The organism is Maribacter sedimenticola (assembly GCF_900188415.1).
GTDB lineage: Bacteria > Bacteroidota > Bacteroidia > Flavobacteriales > Flavobacteriaceae > Maribacter > Maribacter sedimenticola.
This window is the reverse complement of record NZ_FZNV01000006.1, coordinates 103,712-118,080: the sequence shown is the minus strand read 5'-3', so window position 1 is coordinate 118,080 and position 14,369 is coordinate 103,712. Positions and strand designations below refer to the sequence as shown.

At 38.2% G+C, this 14,369-nt stretch carries 15 protein-coding genes; 8 read left to right on the top strand and 7 right to left on the bottom strand.

The annotated features are described in order from the left end of the window. Window positions 1–14 precede the first annotated feature (14 nt). Both CHB68_RS15080 and CHB68_RS15075 read right to left on the bottom strand, forming a co-directional pair. Entirely contained in the window at window positions 15–587 is a 573-nt protein-coding gene (locus CHB68_RS15080; RefSeq protein WP_089262120.1) for a DUF2911 domain-containing protein, read from the bottom strand. A 29-nt stretch (window positions 588–616) separates the two neighbouring features. Further along, complete coding sequence (locus CHB68_RS15075) at window positions 617–1,525, bottom strand: aldose epimerase family protein (RefSeq protein ID WP_089262118.1); 909 nt, start codon at window positions 1,523–1,525, stop codon at window positions 617–619. Window positions 1,526–1,629: 104 nt separating this feature from the next. On the opposite strand from CHB68_RS15075, the gene CHB68_RS15070 reads away from it, so the two are divergent. The 3 genes from CHB68_RS15070 to CHB68_RS15060 are packed head-to-tail and all read left to right on the top strand — an operon-like array spanning window position 1,630 to window position 4,133. Beyond that, window positions 1,630–2,175, top strand: a complete 546-nt coding sequence (locus CHB68_RS15070; protein WP_089262116.1) for an RNA polymerase sigma factor — start codon at window positions 1,630–1,632, stop codon at window positions 2,173–2,175. Beyond that, entirely contained in the window at window positions 2,159–2,725 is a 567-nt protein-coding gene (locus tag CHB68_RS15065; protein WP_089262114.1) for a hypothetical protein, read from the top strand. The genes CHB68_RS15070 and CHB68_RS15065 overlap by 17 nt, the downstream gene beginning before the upstream one ends. Next, entirely contained in the window at window positions 2,709–4,133 is a 1,425-nt protein-coding gene (locus CHB68_RS15060) for a hypothetical protein (protein ID WP_143815218.1), read from the top strand. Before CHB68_RS15065 ends, CHB68_RS15060 begins: the two co-directional genes overlap by 17 nt. On the opposite strand, the gene CHB68_RS15055 is transcribed toward CHB68_RS15060, so the two are convergent. The 4 genes from CHB68_RS15055 to msrA all read right to left on the bottom strand — a co-directional run bounded on the left by CHB68_RS15055 (window position 4,134) and on the right by msrA (window position 8,535). Continuing rightward, on the bottom strand, window positions 4,134–4,868 hold the full coding sequence (locus tag CHB68_RS15055; RefSeq protein ID WP_089262110.1) for a sugar-binding protein: 735 nt from the start codon (window positions 4,866–4,868) through the stop codon (window positions 4,134–4,136). A 172-nt stretch (window positions 4,869–5,040) separates the two neighbouring features. Continuing rightward, complete coding sequence (locus CHB68_RS15050; protein ID WP_089262108.1) at window positions 5,041–6,369, bottom strand: Gfo/Idh/MocA family oxidoreductase; 1,329 nt, start codon at window positions 6,367–6,369, stop codon at window positions 5,041–5,043. 3 nt (window positions 6,370–6,372) lie between these two features. Continuing rightward, on the bottom strand, window positions 6,373–7,752 hold the full coding sequence (locus tag CHB68_RS15045) for a 3-keto-disaccharide hydrolase (RefSeq protein WP_089262106.1): 1,380 nt from the start codon (window positions 7,750–7,752) through the stop codon (window positions 6,373–6,375). A 75-nt stretch (window positions 7,753–7,827) separates the two neighbouring features. After that, window positions 7,828–8,535: a peptide-methionine (S)-S-oxide reductase MsrA gene (gene msrA, locus CHB68_RS15040; protein ID WP_089262104.1), complete on the bottom strand. Its 708-nt coding sequence runs from the start codon at window positions 8,533–8,535 to the stop codon at window positions 7,828–7,830. A gap of 101 nt (window positions 8,536–8,636) precedes the next feature. Between msrA and CHB68_RS15035 the strand changes: the two genes are divergently transcribed. The 3 genes from CHB68_RS15035 (at window position 8,637) to CHB68_RS15025 (ending at window position 10,317) form a co-directional block, all read left to right on the top strand. Then, a complete protein-coding gene (locus tag CHB68_RS15035; protein WP_089262102.1) occupies window positions 8,637–9,317 on the top strand; it encodes a peptidoglycan DD-metalloendopeptidase family protein in 681 nt (226 codons plus the stop codon). Between the two features lie 181 nt (window positions 9,318–9,498). Further along, window positions 9,499–9,735 carry a hypothetical protein gene (locus CHB68_RS15030; RefSeq protein ID WP_089262100.1) on the top strand — a complete coding sequence of 79 codons (237 nt, stop codon included), beginning with the start codon at window positions 9,499–9,501 and terminating at the stop codon, window positions 9,733–9,735. 342 nt (window positions 9,736–10,077) lie between these two features. Then, window positions 10,078–10,317, top strand: a complete 240-nt coding sequence (locus CHB68_RS15025; RefSeq protein ID WP_089262098.1) for a hypothetical protein — start codon at window positions 10,078–10,080, stop codon at window positions 10,315–10,317. On the opposite strand, the gene CHB68_RS15020 is transcribed toward CHB68_RS15025, so the two are convergent. After that, window positions 10,314–11,057 (bottom strand): arylesterase, encoded by a 744-nt coding sequence (locus CHB68_RS15020; protein WP_089262096.1) that lies wholly within the window; start codon window positions 11,055–11,057, stop codon window positions 10,314–10,316. The two genes, CHB68_RS15025 and CHB68_RS15020, sit on opposite strands and share 4 nt — an antisense overlap. A 61-nt stretch (window positions 11,058–11,118) precedes the next feature. On the opposite strand from CHB68_RS15020, the gene CHB68_RS15015 reads away from it, so the two are divergent. Both CHB68_RS15015 and CHB68_RS15010 read left to right on the top strand, forming a co-directional pair. After that, complete coding sequence (locus CHB68_RS15015; protein ID WP_089262094.1) at window positions 11,119–11,808, top strand: ABC transporter ATP-binding protein; 690 nt, start codon at window positions 11,119–11,121, stop codon at window positions 11,806–11,808. Window positions 11,809–11,855: 47 nt separating this feature from the next. After that, the gene (locus CHB68_RS15010; RefSeq protein WP_089262092.1) at window positions 11,856–14,357 is read left to right on the top strand and encodes an ABC transporter permease; all 2,502 of its coding nucleotides are present in this window, start codon (window positions 11,856–11,858) and stop codon (window positions 14,355–14,357) included. Window positions 14,358–14,369: the final 12 nt, after the last annotated feature.

The window sequence follows — 14,369 nt, the reverse complement described above, 5'->3', positions numbered from 1 at the left end:
TGGCAACTAAAGTACTATTTGTAAACGGGAACCATTATTTTGGTGGTATCCCAAGCTAAACTTATAACGTTTTGTGATTTTTGTTGTAATGTTTGTTCTTCAAAAGTAATGGTAAAATCTTCCACAGGATTTTGGAGGTCTATGACCGGTACCTCTACAGTTATTAGATCATAGTTGCTATCATGGGTTGTCTGGTTGCCATTGATGCGGGTAACCCCCCAATCCGGTATTTGCGTGTTGAACATTATTTTCCAGCTCTTTTTATTGGGTATGGACCATAGTGAATAAGTGCCGGCAGGAAGTGGTTTGTCTATAATCTTAATTGGTTTGGAAACGGTTATGGTAGTGGGTTCATTGGCGCCGGTACGCCATACATTGCCATATGGAACCAACTCCCCAAAAATTTTCCTTCCTTTTTTGGACGGACTGGAATAATCTATTTTTAGAACGGTATTGTCAAGTTCCAAAACGGAGGTCTTATAGGGACTAAATTTTTTAGTCTCTCGGTGTACATAAGGTATGGCCACAAAATAAACCAGAGCGGCCAGTACCAACAAGACCACAACAATTTTTTTAATCAGCTTCATACACATGACTATTTAAAAGAGCTATCCAGCTAGGTCTGCAAATCAAATTTAAAGATAGAAATGTTGTTGTAGATATCGCCCGGTCTTAAGACGCTTTTAGGAAAATCCGGTTGGTTGGGAGCATCCGGATAATTTTGTGTTTCAAAACAGATTCCAGGAAATTCGGTTGGGGTATAAACGACCACCGCGGGTTGGTTGGTATATACCCTCATATGAATACCAGATGTCTTAGATCTTAATTCCGCTACTTTTTCGTTTCCCAAATCTTTGACAAATACCGTATTGAAACGTTGCAGTCCAATTTTTCTAGGTAGTAAAAAATCATAGTCGGTCTTTCTTACTGGTATTAAATTACCCGTGGGTAAATGGTTTTCTTTAGTTTCTAATCGGTATGGACAATTTAATTGCAGTTCGCATTGATCAATGAAGGGGTCCTTATCTAATTTAAAATAGGAATGGTTGGTAAGATTAATGACCGTGCTTCTATCCGTAGTACCTTCATAAATGACCTGCAAGGCATTATCCATTAGCCTGTAGGTAACACTAACTGTTAAATTGCCAGGATAGCCTTCTTCTAAATGTTTACTGTAATAGGTTAGTTTTACGAACGGGTTATCTGTGGTATTGACTTCATCAATTGTCCAATATTTTTGATGAAAGCCCTCTTTTCCCCCGTGTAAGTGAACCCCATCTTCCTGATAGAGAAAAAACTTTTCCCTATCCAAATCAAACCCACCTCTGGAAATTCTGCCTGCATACCTACCCACACTTGCGCCCAGTACATTTTCATCCAAACGGTATCTACTGGGATGGTTAAAACCGGCTACAACATTCGTAAATTCCCCATCCTTACCCTTTACAAGCAATTTTTGAATGGTAGCGCCATAATCCAACACCATAAGTGTCATAAACCTATTGGAAATCGTAACTTGTTTCAAAGGGAAATTTTAAAAATAAGTTGTAAAAATAAAGATTTTTGCAACATCCTTTTTTTTCTATCGTCTTTAAAATAACAACAACCGAAAACCAATCTTTTTACCCAATGTTTCAAAGCAATGTTGTAGAGAAATGCAAAGCAAACGATAGGTCTGCACAGGTACAACTGTATAGGAAGTATTGTGAAGGAATGTATATCGTTGCCATGCGTTTTGTTAAGGATGCGGATGATGCGGAGGATGTTTTGCAGGAGGCCTTTATAAAGGCTTTTCAAAAAATTGATCAATTTAAGGGAGATGTAACTTTTGGGGCTTGGTTAAAACGTATCGTCATCAATAAATGTATCGACTTCCTTAAATCAAAAAAAGAGTATTTGGTTTCTTTGGATGAGGGTTATATGCAGAACAAGGATGATGATGAAAATTGGAATATTGAGGCTACGATTACTATTGATGAAGTAAGAAAAGCCATAGATAATCTACAGGCTACCTACAGATGTGTGGTATTGATGTATTTAATTGAAGGATATGACCATCAAGAAATTGCACAGGTATTGAATATCTCCGAAACCGCATGTAGAACAAGATTATTAAGGGGAAAGGCAATATTAAAAGAAGTATTAAAAGCAAATAGATATGGAACAGGATCTTAGGGAAATGTTTAAGACCCAACATAAAGATGAACGATGTGCCTTGAAGACGGGACATGAAGCACGCTTTTTGCAAAAACTGGAAAAAGAATTGCCAATAGGTAAAAAGAAAAATAGGTCTTGGCTATTTATGGCGGCGTCTATTGTAATCTTATTGGGTATTGGTCTAGGATATACCTATACGAACAGAAATGTTGAACAACCGGCAGTGGTTAATACGGAGGAGAATTTACCTGATCGGGAATTTACATTTGGCGACCTGTCCCCAGACCTAAAAAAGGTAGAAAATTTTTATATGGCAAATATCAATATTGAATTATCCAAACTGCAGTTTTCTACGGACAATAAGGATTTGATCGATAGTTATATGGAACAGTTGAACAACTTGAACATGGAGTATAAAAACCTTAATACCGAATTAAAGGAATTGGGACCCAATGACCAGACCATAACAGCTCTTATAGAAAATTTACAATTACGCTTACAATTATTACAAAAACTAAAAAAGAAGTTAAACGATTTAAAACAATCAAAAAATGAACAGATCATGTAAAACTGTATCGGCGCAACTCATCATTGTGCTGGGACTATTAATGCCTTTGGGGCTACTTGCACAAACAGAAAGTAAAACCTATAAAGAACGCTATAATGTGGCAGATGATGCCGTATTGGAAATCAATACCAGCTATGCCGATATAGAATTTGAAACCTGGGGCAGGGACGAAGTTGCCATAACCGCAACCATTACCCTTGAAGGAGCAACAAAGGAAGAAGCCGAAGCATATTTTAATGGAAATCCTATTGAAATATTAGGAAACAGCAGCACCATCTCAATTGCATCTAAATCTAAGAACAACAGGTTTTTTGCTATGGAAGGCACTGAGTTTGACCACAACGATCTTCATATAGAAATACCGGAAATTGCCACTTTTGTCATGAGTATGCCACAAGTTGCCCCCTTTCCAAGTATGCCCCCATTACCACAAACGGAAGCATTTTCGTTTGACTATGAGGCTTTTCAGAAAGATGGTGATAAATACATGAAGCAGTGGCAAAAGAATTTTGAAAAAAGTTTTGATAAGGAACATCAAAAACGATTGGAGGAATGGGCGGAAAAGATGGAGAAACGCGCAGAAGAAATGGAGCAACGTTTAGAGGAACAGAATGAACAACGTCAAAAAAGGCTTGAGGAACGTGCGGAAGAGATGGAACAACGACTTAAGGAGCGAGAAGAGGTCCGTGCCAAGCAAATGGTGAAACGAGACTCAATAAGGACAAGTTTTTTTGTACGAAGAGACAGTTTAAGGAGTGCACCCAATATTTTTTATCTAAATACCGATCAAGGCACTAAAAACTACAAAATAAAGAAAACCATAAAGATTAGTTTACCCAAGTCTACCCGAATTAAAATGGATGTAAGGCATGGGGAAGTTAAATTGGCGGCCAATACCAAAAACTTGAATGCGAAACTTTCGCATTCAAGCCTTTGGGCCAATAGTATAGATGGTAAGGAAACCAATGTTTGTGCTTCTTATTCCCCGGTGACCGTTGCTCAATGGAACCATGGTCAATTGAGTACCTCTTATTCTGAACAAATTTCCTTGAATCAAGTTGTACAGCTACAATTAGAAACAGTTTCCTCAGAAGTAACCATAGAAAAATTACTTAAAAGCGCCCTTGTAAAAAATAATTTTGGTGCGGTGCATATTCTTGAGCTCGGCCCTGATTTTAAGGATTTGGATATTAGTCTAAAAAATGCGGAATTTAGATTGGCACTCCCAAAGGTGGCCAGTGATATATACGTAAAAGGAAACTCTTCAACCTTTGACAAGCCCAAAGGGTTGAACTTAAAAGAGACCGTCAATGGATCCACAAGAATCAGTAAAGGTTATCACTTAAATGACAACAGTGGTAGGTCTATAATGATTACTTCTGATTATAGTGAAGTTGTTGTTCAATAACTACTTATCCAAAATCAATGTGCCAAAAGAGTTTGCATTGATCCAACCTTGATTTTTATCTTCTCCGGGAATAAAGACAGATCCAATTAAATTTTCCCGTTTTTCACTTTGGTCATTATCTCCATAGGCCAAGGCAAAACCAATTTTATCACCCTTTTTTAAAACTGCCGGTTCTACATTTGAACTTGTTGTATAAGTATCCGGATATACTTTCACCAATAGCTCCCAGTAGGTCGTGTTTCCTTCGGTTTTATGGGCAGAAATTATATGATCATTAAAAAAATGGGCTTCCTTGTCTTCAGCAAGATCAACCACATTGCCATCCAATGCAACGTGATAGGTAAAGGCATTGCTATTAAAGCGGTGTAGCCCACCAGAATTGTCCTGATCAACATAGACTAGAACAGAATCATCGTTCCACCAAAGTTTCAGTGGGTCTTTGGCCTGTTTATAAATAGAATCATCAACAATTTCTAAAAGCAGGTATAATCCTTCTTCTTTCCAAGCTATTCTATATTTACCGTTGAAATCCGTATGTTCAAACGGGCCGCCTATCCAATTTTGATCAATGGGATACCACTCTAGGGTATTCCAGAAATTTTCAATTGGCCTACCATCTAACTTGGGCGCATCTTCTATATAGGTAACGGTGGTAATATGGGTATCTTTCTTTTTTTCGATATCACTACATGATAAAAGGGATACCAAGACAATCAAAATGAGAGTCCATTTCATAACGTAAAGGTTTGAAATCTTAAGTTCAAAGATAGTATTTTATTGAGAAGTAAGATTTTAAGCACACTACTATATTAAAGACATTGACATTTAGAAAGAAAACAGCCTGCAGCACCTATGACGATGGTGCAGGCTGTTATAACCATAATAATATAACTTATAGGTGGGTTTTTTATAATTTTGGTTCCCAACCATTTTCGTAGGTACGCTTCCAAGACTCCATTACTTTGTCGTTATTGGTTACTTTACCGGTCTTTGCATCTATTTGTATGGTTTCTCCCGCGTCTTGGGCCATATTGCCCAAATGGCACAACATGGTAGAAATACTGGCATCCCTAATATCAGAATTTAAGTTTTTGTCCTCACGTATGCCCGCAAAGAAATTAGAGATATGGTTAATGTCCAAAACACCTTCTCCACGAGTATTTGTTGTCAGGCTCGTGCCACCTTCCAACTCTTCTTTTATAAGGTTACCTTCCAAATCAAAAAGGCGATAGAAATTACGGTCTAGCATAATGGTTCCTTTAGAACCATAGATGGTACTACCTCGTCCAGGTCTCTCCGGTTTCATCATTCCTCTACTGTGCCCTGTCCATGTCAGGAATTTATCATTATCAAAGGTATAGGTGACCTGCTGGTTGTCCACAAACTCCCAATCATCTTGAAAAGTATATTTTCCTCCAAACGATGTAACACTATTGGGAAGGTCTACCCCTAATGCCCATCTGCAAATATCTATCTCATGGGTTCCGTTATTATGAATTTCCCCAGTTCCATAGGTGCGGAACCAATGCCAATTATAAGGGTGAACATTGTTTCTATAGGCTTGTCTTGGCGCAGGACCCTGCCATAAATCCCAATTTAATGTTGAAGGGACGTCTATTTCCTTGCCAATGCCTATGGAGCCCCTATTGTTGGAATAATAAGCCTCTCCTTTATATACATCGCCAATGACACCTTCCTTAATATCCTTGATTGCACTGATTGATGTTTTGGCGGAGCGTTGTTGGTTACCCATTTGCACTTTCTTTCCATACTTTTTATGGGCAGCAACCAAAAGGTCGTTCTCATAAGGATTATGGCTACAGGGTTTTTCAACATATACATGTTTGCCCGCTTGTAAGGCCATTATGGCCATAGGAGCATGCCAATGTTCTGGGGTTGCTATAAAAACGGCATCAACATCCTTATCCTCCAATACCTTTCTAAAATCTTTTTCAACCTTAGGAATATAGCCAATGGTTTCTTGGCACCATTCATTATGTTCCTTAAGTATTACGTCGTCCACATCACAGGAGTAAACGATTTTGGCATTTTTATCTTTATGAATGGCCATTATATGTGCCTTTGCCCTGCTACGTACACCTATAATTGCACAATTTATATGGTCATTTGCACCTAAAATATTAGCATATGAACTAGTTGGGAATACTAAACCACCTAAGGTAACTGCCGCTGATCCAGCAGTTGTTTTTTTTATAAAATTTCTTCTTGTCGTCATGTGCTATTCCTTTTCAATTGGTTTTATCTTGATATTCTTAAATGATACCCTATCTCCATGATCTTGCAATAGAATATGACCTTTTTCAGCTTCGCCAAAATTTGGCCATTTTACATATTTGCTCTCGGATACCAATTTTCTAAAATCGTCACTTTTGCGTTCGTACTCCAACACTTTCATACCATTAAGGTAATGTTCTACGTGGTTGTCCTTAGATACGATATGGGCAGTGTTCCATTCTCCCGGGCCGTTCATAGGTTTGTTTGGGTCTGCTTTGATAAGGTCATATAATGATGATACGGTACGGCTACCTTCATGGTTTCCAAGCTTGGCATCCGGATGTCTTGCATCGTCCAGTATTTGATATTCCAGTCCTATAGAAGATCCAGGTCCTTTATTGATATCTGTATCAACATAATATTTTATACCGCTATTGGCACCTTCGGTAATTTTAAAATCCAACATCAATTCAAAATCGCCATAAAGTTCTTTGGTCACAATATCACCACCGGCAGCAGATTCTTCACCGCCAGAGGAAAGTACGGTCAGTATTCCATCTTTAATCTCCCATCCTTTTGTTGGGAACTCATCTAAGCGGGCCCCTCTCCAACCATTGGTGGTTTCTCCGTCCCATAACATTTTCCAGCCTTTTTTGGCCTCGTCCGCGCCTAAGGCATTTTTGGTAATTATGGGTTGAATTGGTGTTTGTCGAGAATATTTGGATAGACTATCGGTCAATATCTTTATATCTTTCCAAATAATATCCGTTCCATCTTTTTGCTCATCGGATATGCTGTGTACCTGTAGCGCAATAAAACCTTCTGATGTCCTATCATCTATTAAATGAGCCGCAGGTACATCATTGATCCATGTTTTTATGGTATCTCCAATGGCTTCTATCCTATAATGGTTCCAATCGTTTTGTTTAAACGCTTGTTGCGCAGTAGGGTTATCGGTCATAGGATTTAGCCAACCACGTCTGGCCTCATCATAAATACCGGCACTCCATGCCCTTTCTGAAGGGTCAATTTCTATTTGATACCCATGTACGCGACCATCCATATAGTGCGGTAAGCTGTTGCTTCTTATCTGTACACCGGAATTCATACTAGGATCTACTTTGTAGTCCAGTTCCAAGATAAAGTCCCCGTACATTTTATCCGTCTTCATAAATGAATTTGGTGTGTTATGCACGGTAGTACCCACAATGGCATTGTCCTTTATGGTATAGGTAGCTTCACCACCTAATTGTGTCCATCCATTTAAAGTTTCTCCGTCAAATAGATTAACCCATGGGGTATCATCCTTTGGTTCTTGCTGACAGCTATGGAGTAGTGTTGTTAGGGCTACGGTACATAGCAAGTAATTGATCGTTGATTTCATTGGTTTGGTAAATTTTGATTTATAAAAAAGCGCCCGACATAGGGCGCTTGAATATAGTAATTTTTTAGGAGTCTACTAGTGGGCATCTACCTTTAAATAATCCCCAAAATTTTCTTTAAACCTGTTTAGCCTCGGTACGGATACATTACGTATATATGAATTGTTTGGATTATTTTTTTCATAGTCCTGATGGTAGTCTTCTGCCTTGTAGAATATAGTGTGCTTGGTAACCTCGGTAGTAATGGGGTCATTGTCATAAACCTTTTGATCGGTTAGTGCTTTCATATAATTTTCAATGATTTTTTTTTGTTCTTCCGTTTTATAAAAGGCTATTGAACGGTATTGCCTACCACGATCTGGTCCTTGTCTGTTTAATTGAGTAGGGTCATGAGATCCAAAAAACACCTGCACCAATTGTGTAAACGAAATTTCCTTAGGGTCATAATACACTTCAACCGCTTCGGCATGGTCCGTTTTTCCATAACCCACTTGTTCGTAAGTCGGATTTTTCTGTGTACCCCCCGCATATCCGGAAATGACCTCTTTTACTCCTTTAACACTTTCAAAAATGGCCTCTACACACCAAAAACAACCACTTGCAAAATATGCGGTCTCATATTTGTCTAGTTGCTGAGGTGTAAGTTTTTCCGTTTTTTGACTTTTATCAACGGTAGCTTTGGTGGTATCTGAAAGTTCCGGAAGTATATTTTTTTTGGCTTTGGATTGACAGCTGGTTGCCAATAAGGTGGCACCTAGTAATAGGGTCAGTTGAACTAATTTCATAACAATTTTCTTTTAACAATTGGTAGGTAATTTACAAAGACCTTACGTGGTATAGGGTTAAAAAATGTTAAGAACATGTATAGATCAATTATTTTTGATAAATGGATGCATTCATTAAGGATTTAATTTCAGTATCGGATACGACTATTCAAATTTTGGATAAAGATCTAGGAACGGAACAATATGTGCCTCTTGATCTATCTAAAAATAATGTTGAATTATATAATTTAAATATAACCGAGCCTACGGTTTGTCAAGATTATATTGATAAGGTACTTGACTACGAAAAAGGCTCTGTAGCTTTTGGCGGGTATTTGGAAGAACGAAATCTTTATAATGACAAGGAAAGCTTTACCTCCAGTACCGCGCCAGTAAGAAATATACACTTAGGGATAGATTTTTGGTGTCAGGCCCATACAAAGGTCATGGTGCCTATTGATGGGATTGTACATAGTTTTAAATTTAATAACGTTCCAGGTGATTATGGACCCACTATAGTTTTACAGCATAGCCTAAACAACCATATCTTTTATACCCTATACGGTCATTTAAGTTTGTCCTCCTTGGATAATCTAAAATTGGGCAAAGCCTTTTATATGGGCGAAGTATTGGGTGTATTAGGGACTCCGGATATAAATGTAAACTATGCACCACATTTGCATTTTCAAATAATACGCGATATGGAAGGTTATATGGGAGATTATCCAGGAGTTTGTTCCAAAAATAAATTGGAACACTACAAAGGTAATTGTCCTGATCCAAATTTATTATTGAAGTTTTAAAGGACATATCGATAAACTACTTGTTTGATCGCTATGAGGAATTGATGAGGTTTATTGTTCATCGGACGTAATTTACACTTTGTCCATGTTGTTGTATCGTAACGGAAAAACGTGTTTTTGAGCGAATTGGAATGGGGTAGGACTAGGTTTGCTGCGTTATTTAAGTGTAACAAGTCAAGTCATGAAAACAATAGTATCTATCATCTTTATCCTCTTTATAGGAATTGCTGTCCAAGCACAGGATAAAGGTAAGGACGTTAAGGTTGAAACTATTGAAATGATCAATGCACCTAAAATTACCAAGGAATTCAACGCCAAGGATTATAACCAAACAGCACGTTTGTACAGGTCTAAAAATTCGAAGATAAAAAGAGAGCTGAATTTCATCACCAAGGCCAATAAGTCCAAAAAGGTCTAATGTTATCTATAGGGTATTATATTGATAATGATATTCTTCAATTCTTTTTCGTATAAATTGTAAACCTAAGATAAAGACCTGTAACTGTGATTATAAGTAAGTAAATTGTTTTGTAAGAAGGAATATACTGGATATTGAATAATTGTAGGAATTTAATTACAATACGGATGAAATGTACGGTTTTATCGATTATCGGTAAATGTTTTTGTAGGAAAACGGACTACAAAAAATGGTAATACATCGAAAAGCTAACATTTCATCGTAAAAAATATACCTTTTGTCGAATTGAAAGTACGTAAAATTAGAAACGGGTAGTTATCTACAAACCAAATTTACCTACTTATGCGTACCCTTATATTTTTATTCCTTGTTATCTGTTTGGGAACATTGTCCCAAGCACAGGAAAATCCTCCGGCCAAAAGAGTACAGGTTATTGTTATGCCTATGGCGCAAGCAAAACCTTTGGCAGAAAGATTATCTATGAGTTCCCAAACAGCTGCAAGGTTTTTTAAAGTCAAGAATGCTAGAATTAAAAGAGCTTTGGCGTTTAAGCCAATTTCAAGAAGAACATTGGTAGCCTAATTGTTCATTGTATTCTTATCGCTTTCCAAAATTTCCGAATTTTCCAAACCTGTGGTGACTATAGGCTTTAATATTTCCCAAACATTTTCGGCCACAATTTTTTGACCTTCTGCCGTAGGGTGTATACCATCTTCCAAATTCAATTCAGGTATTCCTGCAACGCCTTCCAATAAAAATGGAATGAGATAAATATTATTGGATTCTGCCAAGGCGGGATACATTTGCTTGAACTGTGTAGCATAATCTGCACCCATATTTGGAGGTATCTGCATGCCGGCAAGTATTATTCGGGTTTCTGGGTTCCTGTCTTTAACCATGTTGATCATGGTCTGTAGGTTGTTCATTGATTCCGTAATGGGTATTCCCCTTAAACCATCATTGGCTCCTAGTTCCAATACAAAAATATCTACTGGCTGGTTTAGCACCCAGTCCAACCTGTTTAGACCTCCAGAAGTGGTTTCCCCACTTAAACCGGAATTAATGACTTTATAATGTAAGTCTAAGGAGTCCAAACGCTCTTGTATTCTTTGTGGAAAACCCTGCTCGGTATCCAATCCATAAGCGGCGGTAAGACTGTTTCCATAAAATAAGATGACCTTTCCATCCGTTTCCAACGTTTCTTGTTCCGTTACTTTCGTGCCATTTTCATTAGGTTCAACTTTCTTTTTTTCAACATTTTCCTTACAACCTATAATAAGCAATGCACATAAAAAATAACGAAACTTTAATACTTTCAACATAGCCTTATCTAATTAGAATCCAAATCATTTGCTTATTTTGTTCTCTTGTAGAAAATGATTTATGACAAAGATATTAAACGTTCACAACCTAAAGAAGGTCTATACCAGTGGATCAAAGAAATTAACGGTTCTCGATAATATTTCATTCTCAATAGAGGCAGGTTCAAGTTTTGCCATAGTAGGTCCATCGGGCAGTGGTAAAACTACTCTGTTAGGACTATGTGCGGGTTTGGACCAAATTGATGAAGGAACAATAACTTTATGTGGGGAAGATTTAAACGGCTTGAACGAGGATCAACGTGCTCTTCTTAGAAATGAAAAGGTTGGTTTTATTTTTCAGGATTTTCAACTGCTTCCTACGTTAACGGCGTTGGAGAACGTTAGTGTGCCCTTAGAGCTACAAGGGGTTAAAAATGCGTCCAAAGATGCAAAGGAACTTTTGGATAAAGTTGGGTTGGGCAGCAGATATGACCATTATCCTTCCCAATTATCAGGCGGGGAACAACAACGTGTAGCGCTTGCACGTGCATTTAGTACCAAACCCGAAATTTTATTTGCTGATGAGCCTACGGGTAATCTTGACGAAGAAACCGGTAAAAAAGTGATCAAATTATTGTTTGACCTAAATAAGGAAATGGGAACTACTTTGGTAATAGTAACCCATGACCTGGACTTGGCAAGATTAAATCAGCATGTGTTGCGCTTAAAAGGTGGTAAAATAGTAATCAACGAAACCACGGCGATATCTTGAGCAACTTAAAACGGATTTCAAAGGCAGACTTTAGCTGGTTGGTTAAAATGGCTTGGCGAGATGGCAAAGCCAGTGGCAAACGATTGTTATTGTTCATGGCCTCCATTATTTTAGGAATTAGCGCCGTGGTTTCCATACAATCCTTCAGCAATAATCTAAAAGAAAATATTGGCCTGCAGTCCAAAGCGCTTATGGGTGCAGATTTTTTAATAGACAGCAACCAACCTGCCAATGAAAGGGTAGAGGAATTAATGGATTCCCTTGGTGGGGCAGATGCTAAAGAAGTCAATTTTGCCTCTATGGCAGCTTTTTTGAAAAACGGCAATACAAAATTAGTACAGGTACGTGGTATAGATGGTAATTTTCCATTTTACGGGGAGCTGGAGACGGAGCCTGCCAGTGCCGCAAATTCCTATCAAGAATTAGGCGGGGCCTTGGTAGATGCTACCGCTATGTTACAGTATAATCTTCAGCCGGGCGATAGCGTAAAATTGGGTGACATTACCTTTCCTATTGTAGGTTCATTGTTAACCGCCCCGGGTAGTACGGCCATTGGGGCCACTGCGGCACCGCCCATTATTGTACCCTTTCGTTTCATGGAACGGAGCGGACTATTACAACGTGGAAGTAGGTTGGAATATAACTACTATTTTAAGAATGCTACAATAGATTTAAAACAGCTGGATAAAATGGTTGATCCTATGCTGGATGCCGAAAATGCAGATATGGATACGCATACGGATACCAGTGAACGTCTGGGACGACGCTATGACAATGTTGGCCGGTTTTTAAATTTGGTAGCCTTTATTGCCCTATTGTTAGGGTGCGTGGGTATTGCCAGTTCCGTACATATTTATATTAAGGAAAAATTGAAGGCGGTCGCCGTACTAAAATGTTTGGGGGCGACCCGTAAACAAACATTCATGATTTTTCTACTTCAGATTGCTGGAATGGGTCTTTTGGGCGGACTTATTGGAACGGTAATAGGATTACTATTGCAACAGACGTTTCCATTAATATTACAGGAGTTTTTACCATTTGAGGTGGAGATTTCCACTTCGTTCCAAGCTATTTTTGTAGGGTTGTCGTTAGGGGTGATTATGTCGGTTCTATTTGCACTGTCCCCTTTAATTAATACCTGGTTTGTATCTCCATTACAGGTACTGCGTGTACAAGAGGACACTGGTAAAAAATCTAGACCGTATCAACTTTGGGTCATGTTGACCATTATCCTGTTTGTTTTTTGGTTTGCTTATTGGCTATTGGGCCGTTGGACTTTTGCTGCCGGTTTTGTCCTAGGTATATTGGTAACGTTCTCCATTTTGGGATTGGTGTCCATTGGGTTTATGCGCTTGATAAAGAGATACTTTCCAAAATCATGGAGTTTTGCGGCCCGTCAAAGTTTGTTGAATCTCTTTAGACCGAACAACCAAACCGTAGTACTGATATTGGCAATTGGTATAGGTACATTTTTAATTAGTACTTTATACTTTACCAAAGATTTTTTATTGGCAAAAACTGCTTTTGAAACGAATGAGCAAAGTCCTAATCTAATACTTTTTGATGTACAGACCGATCAGCGCAATGAGGTAGCAAATACAATTACCCCAAAAGGATTGCCCTTAATAGATAATATTCCAATAGTAACCATGCGATTGGAACGTATAAAGGACCGATCCGTAAATGATATTCGATTAGACACAACTACGCGGGTGAACAAGTGGATTTTAAATCACGAGTTTAGAACCACCTATAGGGATTCCATGATCGGGTCAGAAAAATTATTGGAAGGGGAATGGATAGAACGTGTAGACCCCAATGCAAAGGTAATACCAATATCATTGGCGAATAATGTGGCCAATGATGCACTGGTTACCATTGGAGATACATTGTTGTTCAATGTTCAAGGTAAATTAATGACTACAGTGGTAGGTAATATAAGGCAAGTGGATTGGGCACGGATGCAACTTAACTTTTCCATTGTTTTTCCGCAAGGCGTATTGGAGAATGCACCGCAGTTTCATGTTCTTACCACGAACGCACCAGATAAAAAATCATCGGCCAATTTGCAGAGAGAGCTAGTGCGTAAGTTTCCAAATGTATCTATCATTGATTTAAGACAAGTTGTTTCCCTAATCGAAAATATATTGGACAAAATTTCATGGGTCATCACCTTTATGGCATTTTTTAGTATCCTAACAGGAATCATTGTTTTAATAGGTTCCGTACGCAATAGCAAATACCAACGAATACGTGAAAGTGTCTTGTTACGTACATTGGGAGCACAAAGCAAACAGATTTTAAAAATAAATGCTTTGGAGTATTTATTTTTAGGCATATTAGGTAGTGGGGTAGGTGTACTACTTTCATTGCTCAGCAGCTTTTTGCTCGCCTATTTTGTTTTTGACACGCCATTTGTACCTTCTTATGTTCCGTTTATAATTCTTCTGCCTGGCATTACCTTATTGGTGTTGTTTATAGGATGGTTCAATAGCAGGGGGATTTTAAAAAGTCCGCCTTTAGAGGTGTTACGTAAAGAAGGAAGTTAACAGTATTTAATC